The 15,938-nt window shown below is 61.8% G+C and carries 15 protein-coding genes; 9 read left to right on the top strand and 6 right to left on the bottom strand.

The features are described from left to right. Nucleotides 1-23 precede the first annotated feature (23 nt). Nucleotides 24-953: a hydroxymethylbilane synthase gene (gene hemC, locus BN1130_RS02305; RefSeq protein WP_157013862.1), complete on the bottom strand. Its 930-nt coding sequence runs from the start codon at nt 951-953 to the stop codon at nt 24-26. A gap of 323 nt (nt 954-1,276) precedes the next feature. On the opposite strand from hemC, the gene BN1130_RS02300 reads away from it, so the two are divergent. Further along, complete coding sequence (locus BN1130_RS02300; protein WP_042040027.1) at nt 1,277-3,796, top strand: class I adenylate cyclase; 2,520 nt, start codon at nt 1,277-1,279, stop codon at nt 3,794-3,796. A gap of 100 nt (nt 3,797-3,896) precedes the next feature. Here BN1130_RS02300 and BN1130_RS02295 read toward each other — a convergent pair whose 3' ends face one another. Both BN1130_RS02295 and cyaY read right to left on the bottom strand, forming a co-directional pair. Further along, entirely contained in the window at nt 3,897-4,550 is a 654-nt protein-coding gene (locus tag BN1130_RS02295) for an alpha/beta hydrolase (RefSeq protein ID WP_042040026.1), read from the bottom strand. Further along, nucleotides 4,547-4,861, bottom strand: a complete 315-nt coding sequence (cyaY, locus tag BN1130_RS02290; RefSeq protein WP_042040025.1) for an iron donor protein CyaY — start codon at nt 4,859-4,861, stop codon at nt 4,547-4,549. The genes BN1130_RS02295 and cyaY overlap by 4 nt, the downstream gene beginning before the upstream one ends. A gap of 73 nt (nt 4,862-4,934) precedes the next feature. On the opposite strand from cyaY, the gene lptM reads away from it, so the two are divergent. The 7 genes from lptM to BN1130_RS02255 all read left to right on the top strand — a co-directional run bounded on the left by lptM (nt 4,935) and on the right by BN1130_RS02255 (nt 10,751). Further along, nucleotides 4,935-5,147 (top strand): LPS translocon maturation chaperone LptM, encoded by a 213-nt coding sequence (lptM, locus tag BN1130_RS02285; RefSeq protein ID WP_042040023.1) that lies wholly within the window; start codon nt 4,935-4,937, stop codon nt 5,145-5,147. A gap of 18 nt (nt 5,148-5,165) precedes the next feature. After that, complete coding sequence (gene lysA / locus BN1130_RS02280) at nt 5,166-6,416, top strand: diaminopimelate decarboxylase (protein WP_042040022.1); 1,251 nt, start codon at nt 5,166-5,168, stop codon at nt 6,414-6,416. Nucleotides 6,417-6,802: 386 nt separating this feature from the next. Continuing rightward, a complete protein-coding gene (dapF, locus tag BN1130_RS02275; protein ID WP_042040021.1) occupies nt 6,803-7,633 on the top strand; it encodes a diaminopimelate epimerase in 831 nt (276 codons plus the stop codon). A gap of 211 nt (nt 7,634-7,844) precedes the next feature. Further along, complete coding sequence (locus BN1130_RS02270; protein ID WP_042040018.1) at nt 7,845-8,531, top strand: DUF484 family protein; 687 nt, start codon at nt 7,845-7,847, stop codon at nt 8,529-8,531. Next, nucleotides 8,515-9,471, top strand: a complete 957-nt coding sequence (gene xerC / locus BN1130_RS02265; RefSeq protein WP_042040017.1) for a tyrosine recombinase XerC — start codon at nt 8,515-8,517, stop codon at nt 9,469-9,471. The genes BN1130_RS02270 and xerC overlap by 17 nt, the downstream gene beginning before the upstream one ends. A gap of 59 nt (nt 9,472-9,530) precedes the next feature. Continuing rightward, nucleotides 9,531-10,250 (top strand): HAD-IA family hydrolase, encoded by a 720-nt coding sequence (locus BN1130_RS02260; RefSeq protein ID WP_042040016.1) that lies wholly within the window; start codon nt 9,531-9,533, stop codon nt 10,248-10,250. Between the two features lie 87 nt (nt 10,251-10,337). After that, the gene (locus BN1130_RS02255; RefSeq protein ID WP_042040015.1) at nt 10,338-10,751 is read left to right on the top strand and encodes a hypothetical protein; all 414 of its coding nucleotides are present in this window, start codon (nt 10,338-10,340) and stop codon (nt 10,749-10,751) included. A 78-nt stretch (nt 10,752-10,829) separates the two neighbouring features. Here the strand turns inward: BN1130_RS02255 and BN1130_RS02250 are convergent, their stop codons facing one another. From BN1130_RS02250 to BN1130_RS02240, 3 genes are all read right to left on the bottom strand, one after another. Beyond that, a complete protein-coding gene (locus tag BN1130_RS02250) occupies nt 10,830-11,606 on the bottom strand; it encodes a gamma-glutamyl-gamma-aminobutyrate hydrolase family protein (RefSeq protein WP_042040013.1) in 777 nt (258 codons plus the stop codon). Nucleotides 11,607-11,969: 363 nt separating this feature from the next. Continuing rightward, complete coding sequence (gene yidA, locus BN1130_RS02245) at nt 11,970-12,776, bottom strand: sugar-phosphatase (protein WP_042040011.1); 807 nt, start codon at nt 12,774-12,776, stop codon at nt 11,970-11,972. 306 nt (nt 12,777-13,082) lie between these two features. After that, nucleotides 13,083-14,750, bottom strand: a complete 1,668-nt coding sequence (locus BN1130_RS02240; protein WP_370736595.1) for a flagellar assembly protein A — start codon at nt 14,748-14,750, stop codon at nt 13,083-13,085. A 211-nt stretch (nt 14,751-14,961) separates the two neighbouring features. Here BN1130_RS02240 and BN1130_RS02235 point away from each other — a divergent pair, with 211 nt between their 5' ends. Beyond that, a complete protein-coding gene (locus BN1130_RS02235; protein ID WP_052448161.1) occupies nt 14,962-15,918 on the top strand; it encodes an HlyD family secretion protein in 957 nt (318 codons plus the stop codon). Nucleotides 15,919-15,938 lie beyond the last annotated feature (20 nt).

The following is a 15,938-nucleotide window of genomic DNA, read 5'->3' as shown; positions in this document are numbered from 1 at the left end:
CTCTCTATGACGACCCTGAACCATCATGCCTGATAGACCTGGGCGAGTATGGTATCGGCACCGGCGGCCAGCAGGCGCTCGGCCAGTTGCTGACCCAGGGCTTCACCCTGGGCGAGGGGGCCGCGGATCTCGTCACGCAGCACCTGGCTGCCATCGGGTTGGCCAACCAGGCCACGCAGCCAGATCTGATCCCCTTCCACCAGGGCATAGGCTCCGATAGGTACCTGACAGCCACCCTGCAGGGCGCGGTTCATGGCGCGCTCGGTCAACACCCGGATGCGGGTCTCGGCGTGCTCCAGCGGCGCCAGCAGGGCATGCAGCGCCAGGTCGTCGTTGCGACACTCGATACCGACCGCCCCCTGACCGTTGGCGGGCAGGCTCTGCTCCGGCTCGATGAAGGCGCGGATCCTGTCCGCCATCTCCAGACGCAGCAGACCCGCGGCGGCCAATATGATGGCGTCGTACTCACCGCCATCGAGCTTGGCGAGGCGGGTGTTGACGTTGCCACGCAGATCCCGCACCACCAGATCCGGGCGCGCGGCGCGCAGCTGGCACTGGCGGCGCAGACTGGAGGTGCCGACCACGGCGCCCAGGGGCAGCTCGGCAATGTTGGCGAAGCGGTTGGAGACGAAGGCATCACGGGGATCTTCCCGCTCGCAGATGGTGTGCAGGCCGAGTCCTTCGGGAAACTCAACCGGAACGTCTTTCATGGAGTGAACGGCGATATCTGCCCGCCCTTCCAACATGGCAGTTTCCAACTCTTTGACGAACAACCCTTTTCCGCCAACCTTGGCCAGCGGAGTATCCAATATCTTGTCACCCTGAGTGCTCATGGGCACCAGCTCGACGGTGAGTTGCGGATGCAGGGCTTCGAGCCTGTCTTTGACAAAATTGGCCTGCCACAGGGCCAGCGGGCTCTTGCGTGTGGCGATTCTCAGGGTACGGGCTGCCATATCAATCAGTTGTTTCATATTTAAAGGAAAATGATCTTACCACCCTTTACAGGGGCTTTCATGGCGCTGGCTGCAAAAGCGGGATCTGGCCGAAAAAGGAAGGGGAGGAAATGATTTTCACTGGGGAGTGCTTGAATGGCAACTATCTGATTATAAATACCTTATTTGCTTTCCTATGATACCGTTCATCTGGCTGTCATAAATAATCCTGCTATTCGCTGTGGGCTTGTTTACCACCGCAGTTTGCATTGTTAACATGATCACACTTTTTTGACGCCTCCCCGTTTTGGTGCGTCAATTGCAACCCCCAAATAGGCAGGTCATTGCTGGTACAACTCGATGCACTCGTATCGCGTTATGACGAGATCAATCGTCTCAAGACGCAGCGAGCGCTAGGTCTCATGAGTCGCTATGGGCAACAGGTATTCCAACTGCTGCCCGTCATGCTGCACTTCAATCATCCCCTGCTGCCCGGTTATGTGGGTGGGGATGTGCCTCACGGGATCTGGAGTTTCAACGCCAACGAGACCCAGCAGGCCTTCATCGAAGACCTGTGCCAGAACGCCAACTGCCAGAGTGGGCTTAGCACCCAGGAGAGAGCCATTCAGGGTCTCTACTCCATGGGCAGCACCTCCTCCATCGGCCAGTGCTGTCATTCGGATCTCGATATCTGGGTCTGTCACGTGGCGGGCCTCTCTCCCGATCGCCTGGCCCTGCTCGATCTCAAGTGCCAGCAGCTCTCCAAGTGGGCCGAGCAGCGCGGCGTGGATCTCAATTTCTTCCTGATCCCCGAAGACAAGTTCCGTCAACACAATGATGCCGAGATGCAGGGCGAGAACTGTGGCAGCGCTCAGCATCTGCTGCTGCTCGACGAGTTCTATCGCAGCGCCATGCACATCGCGGGCAAGCGCCTGCTCTGGTATCTGGTGCCCCGCGCCTATGACGAGCAGTATGATGACTATGTGGCAGGCCTGTTTGCGAGCGGTCAGCTCAGTCAGGATGACTGGCTCGATCTGGGCAGCTTCAACCGCATTCCGGCCGAGGAGTACTTCGGCTCTGCGCTCTGGCAGCTCTACAAGGGGATCGACTCGCCCTACAAGGCGGTGCTCAAGTCGGTGCTGATGGAGGCTTACTCCCACGAGTACCCGAACACCCGGCTGCTCTCCTTCATCAGCCGCGACTGGTTCCAGCAGCATGAGGGCATGAGTTTTCGCCAGGATAACTACTGCCTGATGCTGGACAAGGTGACCAACTACCTCAAGTCCATCGGCGACATGCAGCGTCTGGATCTGGTGCGCCGCTGCTTCTATCTGAAGGTGTGTGACGGCCTGAGCCATCCCAACGAGGAGGGCTCGCCCCTGTGGCGGCGGGAGCAGATGGAGCAGCTGGTCGCTTACTGGGGCTGGAGCCCGGAGCGGCTCCATCATCTGGATCATCGCCAGGAGTGGAAAGTGGAGCAGGTCAAGGTGGCCCATGCCGAGCTGCTCGAAGCCCTGATGCACAGTTATCGTAATCTGATCCAGTTCGCCCGGCGCAACAACATCAGTGAATCCATCAACCCGGAAGATATCGGTATCTTGTCGCGCAAGCTCTATGCGGCCTTCGAGAGCCTGCCGGGCAAGGTGCAGCGCATCAACCTCAAGATAGCGCCGGATCTGAGCGAGCCGGATCTGAGCCTGGTGCAGGTGCCCAATGGCCGCCTCAATCGCGCCGGCTGGTATCTCTACAAGCACTCCCTTGAGCCGTCTGACATCATTGGCCGGGCGCCCCTCGAACATAACAGCTACATCAGCAAGCTGGTGGCCTGGGCCTATTTCAACGATCTGCTTACTCCCCAGTCGCGGGTGCACCTGTTCAATCAGGGCTCGGATCTGCACATCGACAACTTGCACCAGTTCTGCCGCGATCTCTCCGGCACTTTCCCGGTCAAGTACCCGCGCGCCACCAACGTGGCCCTGAGCCGCCCTTGCGAAATCCATCAGCTCTCCATCTACCTCAATCTGGAGGTGGATCCGAGTAGTCACTGGGTCGGCCAGGTGATAGAGTTTGATGCCAACAGCGCCGATGTCTTCTCGTTTGGCCGCAATATGGAGTGTCTGGTGGGCTCGGTGGATCTGGTCTATCGCAACTCCTGGAGCGAGATCCGCACCCTGCATTTTCGTGGTGACGAGGCGGTGGTCGATGCCCTCACCACCATTCTCGGCAAGATGCACCAGGATGCGGCTGCCCCGGAAACCATCGCCGTATTCTGCTATAGCCAGCATTTCCGCTCCCTGGTGCGCTCCCGCTTCCAGCAACTGGTGGCCGAGTGCATCGAGCTGCGGCTGGCCCGGGACAAGCAGCAACTGGTCAAGACCCTCGCCCTTGGCAAGGAGAAGTACGGCATCTTCTTCGAGCGGCGCGGGGTCTCGGTCAAGAAGCTGGAAAACGCCATCGACTTCTACCGGCACATCTCCCACAACAAGCTGGATCACCTGCCGCTGCGCCTCGACAAGACCCACAGCCAGCATCTGCCGGGCATAGTGGATACCTATGCCAGCGAGGGCCTGGTGCAGTTCTTCTTCGACACCCGCAATGCGGGCACCAACATCTACATACTGGACGAGGCGAACAGGGTCGAAATCTACCAGCATTTCGCCGGCAACAAAGATGAACTGGTGGCCGGGGTGAACCGCTTCTATACCTCCAGTCACGAACGGTTCAGCGATGATGGCCAATTCGTCAACTTCAACCTGCCCCAGTACTATGAGATAGTCGAGAGGGGGGAGACGCTGGACGTTATTCCTTACCGCAGCCAGGGGCTGGGGCGCGATCCTCAGGTGCAGGCCCGTGACGTGGGCTGAGCCAAGCCACCCTGGTGATGTGAAGAGGGCCTGCAATGCAGGCCCTCTTCTTGTTACGGGGATTGCCCGGCCCCATGTCATAGGGGACGTGAGCTGGGTCTCAGGGGGCGAAGCAGGCCAGCAGCCAGACGCGGATATCCCCTAGCTGAGGGCGGCAGATCTCGTGGCGCATGGGGTACTCGTGCCACTGGGGGGCCAGACCCGCGGCCTCCAGGCGCTGCCTGGCGTCCCAGCCCATGGAGAGGTGAACCACGTCGTCATAGATGCCATGCATGTAGCAGATTGGCAGGCTGCGAGCGCCATCACTGAGTTCTGCCAGCAGGGCATCCGGCGCCGCCAGATAGGTGGACATGCAGAGCAGACCGGCCAAGGGGGCAGGATGGCGCAGGGCGGTGAAGGAGGCGATGACGCCCCCTTGGGAGAAGCCGGCGATGACGACGCGCTCGGGGGCGAAGCCCTCTTGCTCGAGCTGCGCCAGCAGGGTCGCAATCTGGCGGCAGGCCGCGCGCACCTCGGTCTCATCGGCCCTGTCTTCCGGCCGCTCGAAGCCCTTGATGTCGTACCAGCCGCGCATCTTGTGGCCCATGTTGATGGTGATGGGACGTTCGGGGGCATCGGGCAGCAGATGGCGGATGGGCAGTGCGCTGGGCAGGGCCAGCGCCTCCACCAGGGGGGCCAGCCCGGCCCCTGAGTCTCCCAGACCATGCAGCCAGATCACCGCATGACGGGCCCCGTCGGGGTGGATATCTATCATGGGAAGGTCACGTCCTCGCCAGATTGCAGGGTGCAGGCGCGGGTGAGCAGGGCCTTGAGTTCATGGCCGAAGCGGTTGTCTATCCAGGTGTCCCCTTTCAGCTCGAAGTGGAAGCCGTTCTCGCGGGTGGCGACCCAGATCTGGTGCAGGGGTTCTTGCTTGTTGAGGATGACCTTGGTCTTGTTCTCGAACGCCAGGTTCAGTACGCCGCCAGCCCGCTCGCAATCGATATCCGGGTAATTGGCATCTATGGTGTCTTCCACATACTGGAAAAAGGTGTCTACCAGGGCGTGATACTCGTGATCCTTCATCGGTTTATCCTGTTGCTTTTAACAATGTGAGTGCGATTATAGAGGGCCAAAATTTTTTTCGCAGCGAACCATTATGATCATTCAACTCGTCCGGTGCCTGTCTGCCGCTCTTCTGTCGCTCACCCTGGTTGCTTGTGGCCTGAAAGGCCCGCTCTATATGCCGCCGGCCGAACAGCCGGACAGCCAGCAGTCGACTCCGTCTGAAGCCGAACCGGCGAAAGACTCGCAGAGCACTCCCCAGACCCCGGCCGAGGCGACCCCAGAGGCTACGCCGCACTCGTCATAATTTGGAAGGAACCGCCCCTTGGATCACTTTAATTACAACGCCGCCGGCCAGCTCCAGGCCGAACAGATTGATCTGCAACAGCTGGCCGATCAGCATGGCACCCCGCTCTATGTTTACTCCCGCGCGACCCTGGAGCGCCACTGGCATGCCTTCGATCAGGCGGCGGGGGCCATCCCCCACCTGGTCTGCTATGCGGTCAAGGCCAACTCCAACATAGCGCTGCTGAACTTGCTGGCGCGCCTCGGATCCGGCTTCGACATCGTCTCCGGCGGCGAGCTGTCGCGGGTGCTGGCGGCGGGGGGCGATCCGGCCAAGGTGGTCTTCTCCGGCGTCGCCAAGAGCGAAGCAGAGATGCGCCTGGCGCTCGATAAAGAGATCCTCTGCTTCAACCTTGAGTCCGAAGCCGAGCTGGAGCGCCTCAACCGGGTCGCAGCCAGCATGGGCAAGGTGGCGCGGGTGTCGGTGCGGGTCAACCCGGACATCGATGCCGGTACTCACCCCTATATCTCGACCGGTCTCAAGCAGAATAAATTCGGTATCCCCATCGAGCAGGCCCCCGCCATCTATCGCAAGGCGGCGGCCATGAGCAACATCGAGATCAAGGGGGTGGATTGCCATATCGGTTCCCAGCTCACTGAGTTGAACCCCTTCATGGAGGCGGCGGACAAGCTGCTGCGACTGATCGACGAGTTGGCGCTGGAGGGGATCCACATCCATCACCTGGATGTAGGTGGTGGCCTGGGGGTCAACTATGGCGCCGAGCAGCCGCCACACCCGACAGAGTATGCCGAGGCCCTCAAAGCCAAGCTGGCCGGTCGCGAACTGACCCTGTTGTTCGAGCCGGGCCGCGCCATCGTCGCCAATGCCGGTGTGCTCTTGACCCGGGTTGAATACCTCAAGCCGGGCGAGACCCGCAACTTCGCGCTGATAGACGCCGGCATGAACGATCTGCTGCGCCCCTCTCTGTATGGCGCCTGGATGAATATCATCGAGGTCGACAGCAAGGCCCGGCATGAGCCAGCCCTCTACGATGTGGTGGGCCCGGTGTGCGAAACCGGTGACTTCCTCGGCAAGGAGCGCACCCTGGCGATTGGCGAAGGCTCCCTGCTGGCGGTGCGTTCGGCCGGTGCCTATGGCTTCACCATGTCTTCAAACTACAACACCCGCCCCCGCGCCGCCGAAGTGCTGGTCGACGGTGACCAGGCGTTTCTCATCCGGGAACGTGAGCCGCTGGAGTCACTCTGGCAGGGCGAGCATCTGCTGCCTTGACCGGCTTGGAGGAGCGCGAGAGGGTCTCTTTTCTGACTCTCAAGGCTCCTCTGGGCTATGTGAGCGGGTGATGACGGGGACAGGAACGCAGGATGTTGATTGATATCTCCAGGATGCATGGGGCGTTGGATAACGCCCCCATGATGGTGGACGATCTTTTGTTGTGGCCTGAACAGCGCAGGGAAAAAAGATGTTAATTGAATTATCCAGGATGCATGGGGTGTCGGATAACGGCTTCATGGTGGTGGACGACCTGCTGTTGCGGCCTGAACAGCGCAGGGAAAAAAGATGTTAATTGAATTATCCAGGATGCATGGGGTGTCGGATAACGGCTTCATGGTGGTGGACGATCTGCTGTTGCGGCCTGAACAGCGCAGGGAAAAAAGATGTTAATTGAATTTTCCAAGATGCATGGCTTGGGTAACGACTTCATGGTGGTCGATGGTGTCACCCAGAAGCTGTTCTTCAGCAGTGACGTCATCAAGAAGCTGGCGGATCGCCACTTCGGAATAGGGTTTGATCAGCTGTTGCTGGTCGAACCCCCCTATGATCCCGAGCTCGATTTTCACTACCGTATCTTCAATGCCGACGGCAGCGAGGTGGAGCAGTGCGGCAACGGTGCTCGCTGTTTCGCTCGCTTCGTGCGGCTCAAGGGGCTCATCAACCGGGATCGCATCTCGGTCAGCACGGCCCGTGGCCGCATCATCTTGCAGCTGGAAGGGGAGAATCAGGTCACGGTCAACATGGGGGTTCCCCAGTTCGAGCCGGGCAAGATCCCGTTTCGCGCCCAGAAGGCGGAGCAGACATATCTGTTGCGGGCACAGGATCACACCGTCATGTGCGGCGCCGTCTCCATGGGCAACCCTCATTGCGTGATAGAGGTGCCCTCGGTCGATGCCGCGCCGGTCGAGACCCTGGGCCCCATCATGGAGCGCCACGAACGTTTCCCCGAGCGGGTCAACGTCGGCTTCATGGAGCTGGTCGATGCCACTCAGATCCGGTTGCGGGTCTTTGAACGGGGAGTAGGGGAGACCCTGGCCTGCGGCACCGGTGCCTGCGCTGCCGCCGTGATCGGCATGAGCCAGGGCAAGCTCAAGGAGCGGGTGACCGTCTCCCTGCCCGGTGGCAAGCTGACCATCGCCTGGAAGGGGCCGGGCCAGCCTGTCTATATGACGGGCCCTGCCGAGCATGTGTTCGATGGGCAAATCGAGCTGTGAGATGCTGGCGGCTTAGGCCGCCTTTTCTCTATGTGGGGCCGCCCGGCAGGCGGAGGGGGCTGGGGGCGGCCGCTTCAATGCATTGATGTGCAAACGCGACTGTATTTGACGCCCCGATAGCGCTCTAATAGAGGCCTGGCTACCAATGTTCCCTGTGCAGGCGCCACCCGGACGCGTGTCGCACAGGGTCATCAAGACGGGATTGATCAACATGAGTGAAGTTAAACGGCAGGAGCATGAGGCCGACGAGGCCATGGTGCTGGCGTACCTGAGCCGTTACCCCGAATTTTTCCAGCAGCATGCGGGCATGCTGGATCGCGTGCGCATCCCCCATGAACGCAAGGGCACCGTCTCGCTGGTGGAGCGTCAGCTCGAGCGCCAGCGGGAGCGTATCGAGGGATTGGAGCTCGAGATCACCGAGCTGATGAGCCTGGCCAGCGCGAACGAACGGATCTTTCGCATCTACGCGGATCTCTATGGCGAACTCTATGGCTGCCAGACCCTGAGCAAGCTGGTGAGCGCCCTGCAAAATGCCTTCGTTGACCAGCTGCGCCTCTCTGGCGTGCGGCTCTGGCTCAGCCCCAAGCAGTATCAACCGGGGGAGGGGCAGCGCTTCCTCGTGCTGAGCAAGGGGATAGAGCAGATCATGGGCCAGCGTCTGCCAGGTCAGGGATTCTACTTTGGGCGCCTCAGCCAGAGCGAACAGCAGCAACTCTTTGGCAGCGACACCCTGGTCGGCTCCGTGGCCTTGATGCGGCTAGGCGAGCTGGGGCTGCTGGCCTTTGCCAGCTCGGATCCCGGCCATTTCTCCCCCCACAGCGATCCTTTGCTGCTCGGTCAGCTTGGGCGCCTGTTGCAACTGCGTCTGCCGGAACTCATCCGTGACAGTCAGCGCTGACGGACTTGCCAGCCTGCCTCCTGCGCTTGCGCAGGATCTGGCTGACTTCATCGAATACTTGCGGGTGGAGCGCCAGCTGAGTGGCCATACCCGCAGCAACTACCTGTCTCACCTCATCGCGATGACCAGCCAGCTGGTGGATCTGGGCCTGAGCCATTGGCCCGGGCTGGAGGCGAGTCAGGTGCGCAGCCTGATGAGCAGGATGCACAAGGGCGGGCTGGCCCCGCGCTCCCTGGCCACCAAGCTCTCTGCCTTGCGCAGTTTCTGCGACTGGCAGGTGCGTCAGGGGCGCTTGATTGCCAATCCGGCGCGGGGTATCAGCACACCCAAGCAGGGGCGTCCCCTGCCCAAGAACCTGGACGTGGATGAGATGTATCAGCTGCTCAATATCACCGATGAGCAGGATCCGCTGGCGGTGCGGGATCGCGCCATCATGGAGCTGATGTACTCCTCCGGCCTGCGCCTTGCCGAGCTAGTGGGGCTGGACCTGACCGATCTGCGGCTGGACGATCGCCAGCTGCGGGTAGTGGGCAAGGGCTCCCGGGAGCGGGTGCTGCCCATAGGGCGCATGGCCCTTGAGTGGCTGCACAAGTGGCTGGCCCTGCGGCCCCTGCTTGCCTCGGGGGAGGAGCCTGCCTTGTTCGTCTCCAAACAGCGGCGCCGCATCTCGGCGCGCTCGGTGCAGATGCGTCTCGATGGCTGGGGCAGCAAGCAGGCCCTCGACGCCCACGTTCACCCCCACAAGCTCAGGCACAGCTTCGCGACGCATATGCTGGAGTCTTCCGGCGATCTGCGGGCGGTGCAGGAGCTGCTTGGCCACGCCAATCTATCCACCACTCAGATCTATACCCACCTCGACTTCCAGCATCTGGCCAAGGTCTATGACGGTGCCCACCCCAGGGCCAAGCGGCGTGGCGCCGGGGATGAGGAACAAGAGTAAGCCCGGGTCGTCATGGTAAAAATGGCGGCGGGTGGGCATGCAGAACAACAGGAGTGACAATGCTTTTCTTCCGCCGTTGGCAGCCGGTCAAGGCTATCTCGTTCGATCTCGATGACACCCTCTATGACAATGGCCCCCATATCGCGCGGGCCGATGCCTGGATGCTGGCACGCCTGCGCGGCGACTATCTGGCGGGCGCCATGATGGATGCCGATCGCTGGCTGGCCTGCAAGCGTCAGGTGCAGCAGCAGGACCCTGAGCGTTGTCATGACGTCAGCCTGACGCGCAAGCTCAGCCTGCAACTGGCCTTGCGCCAGGGGGGGATGGAGGCGGGTGCCGCCGAGGGGGTTGCGGCCGAGCTGTTCGAAGGCTTTATGGCCGAGCGTTCCGCCATCACTGTGCCTGCCGCTAGTCATGAGCTGCTGGCAGCCCTGGCACGCCGTTATCCTCTGGTGGCGATCACCAATGGCAATCTGGATCTGGTGCGGGCCGGATTGGACGGCTACTTCCAGGGGGTCTACAAGGCGGGGGAGGGTCAGCGGATGAAGCCGGCGCCGGACCTGTTCGTGCAGGCGGCGACCGAGTTGGGACTGGCCCCCGCCGAGATACTGCACGTGGGGGATCATGAGCGCAGCGACGTGCTGGGGGCTCGCCTGCACGGCTACCGCGCTGCCTGGCTCAATCAGGGAGGGGGGGACTGGCGCCGCCTGTCCCAGCTACCGGATCTGATGCTCAACCGTCTGGACGAACTGGGTCCTTTGCTGCTCGGCCATGAGTGAACCCGCATGATGAAGATGGCCGCGGCTAATGAGCGTGTGTATCGGCGGTGCAGCTCTTATGCTGCCGCCTGGAGAACAAGGGAGTGGATGGCGGTGTTGAGTCGTTACGGTTTATTGGCAAGCCTGCTGTGGCTGGGGGGCTGCGATCTGCTGACTGACAGCTACCGGGTCGAGTTCAGCGATGGCTCCTGGCGAGAGATTGCCATCACCCCTTTCTCCGATGAAGCCCATTGGCGTGAGGGGTGTGCGACGGGGGAGATCTTTACCGATCTGGTATTGCCCCTCAAACGCGGCAAGAAGGTGGAGGGCAAGCAGCCGCTGCTCATCGGTGGCGAGCGCTTCGAACTCGATGGTGACAGCCTGTATCGCAGCAATGGCATGGTATTTGGTCACTCGCCGGATCACATACAGCGGGGGCTGAAGGGCATCGATGCCTGCCGTGGCTTGCGGCCGGTGCGCGGTGGCCTGCCCAAACTCAAGGCGCGGGGATTTGGCGATTGAGCATGACTCGCCTTGGGCGCTGTACATCAAGAGAGAGGGGCCCCATGGCCCCTCTCTCGTGATGTGTATCGCGGCACGCTAGCCATGGGCTGCATGCTGACGGCAGGCCTCGCCGAAGGCGGTGAAGATCTTGACCGAGTGGGGGTTGTCCTTGGCATGCCATTCGGGATGCCACTGCACTGCCAGGGTGAACTGAGGCAGCGCTGGGGCATGGATCGCCTCGACCAGGCCATCTTCGGCATAGGCCAGCGGCGCTAATCCTTTGCCCAGGCGCTTGATGGCTTGCCCATGCAGTGAGTTGACCGGTATTTGCGTGGCGCCCATCAGTTCGGCGAACCAGCTGTCTTCGACCAGCTCGACCATGTGGCTCTCCCCATACTGCACCTCGGGCGGCGTCTGGGGATCTTCGCGATGATCCTCAAAACCCGGCTCGCAGTAGACCTTCTGATGGATGTCACCGCCGAGGGCGACGTTGATCTCCTGCATGCCGCGACAGATGCCGAGTATGGGCAGCCCCTTGTCGATGGCGGCGCGTACCAGTGCAATATCAAACAGATCCCGCTCCCTGTCCTGGGCCTTGTCCGGGGTCAGGTTTGGCTCGCCGTAGAGCGCCGGATCTATGTTGGATCCGGCGCCACTCAGATAGACACCATCGGCCAGGGCCAGATAGCTGTCGAGATCCTCGATGCCGCAGCAGGTGGGCACCAGTAGCGGGGTGCAGCCACCTATCTCGACCAGCGGTTTGATGTATTTGTGGGTCATCACCTGATAGTCATGACCATTGCGTGCCTGGATCCCCATCGTCATCAGAACCAGGGGCTTTCGTGTGGGGGCAGCTTGTGTTTGTGCGGACATAGATCACCTTGGCATTCCTTTGCAGTCCCGCGGGGACATCTCGCGCCTTGGGCTCGCCCTGACCAATATCAGGGCCTGCCTCAAGGCAAGTCTAGGAGATCCGGGGCGTCATATCGGGCTATGCCGAGGGGCGAGAAGAGAGAGATGACGGCCTGGACCCCGATTTCAGTCTGCCAAGGCCGTTAAATATGTCAAACGAAATGCGCTGATTTTGTTACTGTACAGTGAGCATAAAGAGAGGGATCTGGCAAATTCAGGGCTAACGGATGGTTGGCTATGAGAAATAGGAGTGCTTGGTCGGTGGATATATTAAACGGGTGGCAGGTCATGCCTGCCACCCGTTTTGCTGACAAAGAGGCTGACTCAGGCCAGCACAAACTCTTCGATGACCCGGGCGACCCCGTCTTCATCATTGCGGCTGGTGATGTGCTGGGCCAGGGCCTTGAGTGATTCGGTTGCATTGCCCATGGCGACGCCGAGCCCTGCGTACTCGACCATGTGGCTGTCGTTGCCAGCATCTCCCACGGCAATCACCTGGCTGGCGTTGAGGCCAAGGTGCTCCGCCAGGGCGGCAACCCCACTGCCTTTGTGGCTCTGGTTGTTCATGATCTCCAGGAAGTAGGGGGCGCTCTGTACCACGGTATAGTCCTCATAGAGGCTGCCAGGCAGCGCCGCTATGGCCCGGCTGAGCAGGCTGGGCTCATCGATCATCATCACCTTGAGGATGGCCTCGTCAGGGGGCAGGGCGGCGAAATCGACCAGCTTGATGGGCATGCCGGTCAGACGGGATTCATGCTCCGTGTAGTGGCTGAGGCGGGGTGTGATCAACCCTTGGGATACCGAGAAGCCATGGACATTGACACCCTGCTGGTCGGCAAGGCTGGCGATCAGGCTGGCGTCGGCCCCGGTCAGTAGTTGGCTGCGAATGACACTACCACACGCCACCCGTTGCACCATGGCGCCGTTGTAGCTGATCACATAGTCATCCGGGCCCGTCATGCCCAGCTCCTCCAGATAGCGGGTCATGCCCTCCAGGGGGCGACCCGAGGCCAGTACCACGGTCACGCCGCGGGCGCGGGCGGCCTGAATGGCAGCCTGGGTGCGGGGGGATATCTCCCCTTGCGGGGTCAGCAGCGTGCCATCCATATCTAATGCGATCAGTTTGTACATCGACTTCTACCTGCTCTGTGTGGAGTGCAAGCTGCGAGTGTACCCAAGATCCCGCACGGGATCACGGCGTGGCGTAGCTACGGCCCCCGCAGGGTTGCAGCACTATCGATTCCTGCTGGATGGCGATGCGTACGGGATATAGCTGCGTGGCGTATCTGCGAGCCTCAAGGGGAGTCACACTATCGGCTCCCGCTGGGTGGCGATGCGTACGGGATATAGCTGCGTGGTGTATCTGCGAGCCTCGAAGGGCCATCACAGTATCGATTTCTGCTGGATGGCGATGCGCACGGGATATTGCTGCGTGGCCTATCTGCGCCCCTCGAAGGGCTGCAACACTATCTGATCCTGCTTGATGGCGATCCTGATGGGGCCGTGGTCGATGTCGACCCGATAGCTGCTGTTGGCCAGCTCCACTTCGACGCCGGCACAGAGGCGCTGGGTCGCGGTGACGTCCATCTCACTGAGGAGCTGCTGCAGGGCTTGCTGGGCCTCATCGAGCTTGGCGTCCAGCCCCTTGCTCTGGGTCAGGAACTGCAGGCGCAGCGTCTTGATGTTTTCCAGGGTTTGCGGGTTGCGGCGATCACTCGGCAATTGCAGCAGCTTGAGCAGCAGGTCCTGCACCTTGAGTAGTTGTTCCCGGCAGGCCTGCTTGCGCTGTCTGAGCTCCTGCTCCTGCTGTTTGTGAGTGAAATACCCGCCGAGGATCTGCAACCGGGTATGGTTGGCGGCAGAGGCGCCTATGCTGGGGGCCAGGATCTGGCGATTGGCAATGCTGATGCCGCCGAGCAGGGTTCCCTTGCGCATGGCGCTGTCGCCGACCAGCAGATCCTGGCCGCTGCGGCTGTGGCAGTGGGTGAGCTGAGTCTGGATATGGATATTGCCGCCCGCTTCGAGCCTGGCGTACTGGGCATAAGCTGCGTGGATCTCCCCCTGAGCACTGAGTCGGCAGAGCAGTTCGCTCTCCTCCGTCTTGCGACCTATGATGCCGTGGCGGACCGTGATGGAGCCGCCGGATTCGATATCGGCCCCCTCGACGAAGCCACCAATCACCACGTCGCCGCTGGCCTTGACGCGCATGCCGGCGAACACATCACCACTGATGACCAAGGCACCCTCGAAGGTGACGTGACCGCTGCGTGCATCCACCTGTTTGAGGCTGAGCACATCGTCGACCCGCATGCCCTGTTTCTCCAGGCAGGGCAGGCCGGGGCGGCTGGCGACGATCAGGTTGGGATCATCGGCGGCTATCTCAGTTCCTTCCCCAGGCACCATGGCTATCTCCTTGCCCGGTTTGACAGGCAGGTTCTGACCGGTGACGGTCAGGCCGGGAGAGCCCTGGGTCGCCGGGTGGCGGCGCATCAGGGGTTCCCCGGTGCGCACCGTGATCAGGCTGCCGAGATCGCGCAGGTCTACCTTGCCGTGTTCCGTTTCCTGGGGGGTGAGGATGCGATCGGAGGGGGTCTCAACCAAGCGCTCGAAGCGGGTATCCAGACCGGGGATGGGAGGGGTACCGTGGGCGATGGCGGGCTGGATCAGGCTGCCAGGCGCCCCCTCCTTGGCGAGCTTGATGGCCAGCTCTATCAGGGTACCCTGCACGCCGCTATTGACCTCACTCTCGGCCAGGGCTTGCTGCATCTGCTCAAGGGTCAGGGGTCTCCCGCCCCAATCGCAGGTGATCTGGGCCCGGGCCGTCATCTTGTCGCTGTCGATCAGTATCATCAGCCGGGCATCCTGGCGCTTGGCGATGGGGATCGGATTGGGGGGGATGGGGGCATCGGGTCTGCTCTGCAGGGTATTGAGCAGGGTGACCACCTGCTTGATCCCTTCGTGCAGGGGCTGGTAGCGGCGACAGCTGGAGGCGTGCAGCAGGGCGATCACATCGGCTTCGCGCACTGGTTTTTCTGACCCGGGCAGGATGCGCAGGCAGGCCAACTCCATATCTGCTGACAGCTGTAACCACTCTTTGCTTAACACCCTGGCTCCTGCACAGTCCATCTGACTGATTTATCTATCAATTCCATGAATGCCCACCTTGTCGATACCCTGACGGGAGTGGGTTATGGCCCAGTATCCTGAACATTCTTCTTATTGGTCAATGAGCTATGTCCAAATGGGTGACGAGGGTTGAAGAAATCCCCGGGGGGAGGGGATATGCTCAGGGCACAGTCGCAAGGGGGAAGGCAAGATGGACTCATGGCACAGAGGCGGGCTCTGTCTGCTGGCATTCACGCTGGTTGGCTGTCAGCCAGCGACCGAGCCGGGGGCGCTCGGTACCCTCGAGCGGGACAGGGTGGAACTGACGGCCACCGCAAGCGAGATCATCCGCGCCCTGCCACTGGCAGAGGGCAGTCAGGTGGCGGCCGGGGATCTCTTGGTGCAGCTCGATGACAGCCGCCAGCAGAGTGTGCTGGCCGAAGCCAGATCCGCTGAAGCGGGGGCCCGCGCGGCCCTGGCCAGGCTCACCAATGGTGAGAGACCCGAGGACATAGCCGCAGCCCGTGCCGACAGGGATCAGGCCCAGGCCAACTTGCGCGAGGGGGAGCGCAACTTCACGCGCGTCGCCCAGCTGGTACGTCAGAAACTGATGAGCCCGGCGGATCTGGACCGGGCCCGCGCCGAGCGTGATGGCGCCCTGGCCGCCTGGCAGGGGGCGGAGCAGCGTCTCGCCAAGCTGGTGCACGGAGGGCGTATCGAAGATATCGAAGAGGCCCAGGCCAACCTGGCCGCGACCCGTGCCCGGGTTGCCCTTGCCGCTCAGGGGCTGGCAGATTTGAGCGTGCGGGCTCCCCGTGGCGGTCGGCTCGACAGCCTGCCTTATCAGTTGGGAGAGCGGGTGGCGACCGGCGCCGTACTGGCTCGCCTGCTGGCCGAGGATGGACCCTATGCCAGGGTCTATGTACCCGAGCCTGACCTGGCCCGCTACGTCCCGGGGCTGGGACTGGCGGTCTATGTCGACGGGGTGGCCGACCCCATGACCGGCAGCCTGCGCTGGATTGCCAAGGATCCCGCCTTCACCCCCTATTACGGACTCAACGAGCTGGACAGGGCGCGGCTGGTCTATCTGGCCAAGATTGATCTGCCGGCCGCCGCCAACCCCTTGCCAAGCGGCATACCCCTGCGAGTGGAGCCGATCGATGAGTGAGACGGCTCGCCAGGAGAATG

This window comes from Aeromonas rivuli (genome assembly GCF_000820045.1).
GTDB lineage: Bacteria > Pseudomonadota > Gammaproteobacteria > Enterobacterales > Aeromonadaceae > Aeromonas > Aeromonas rivuli.
This window is presented reverse-complemented; position numbering and strand designations above follow the sequence as displayed.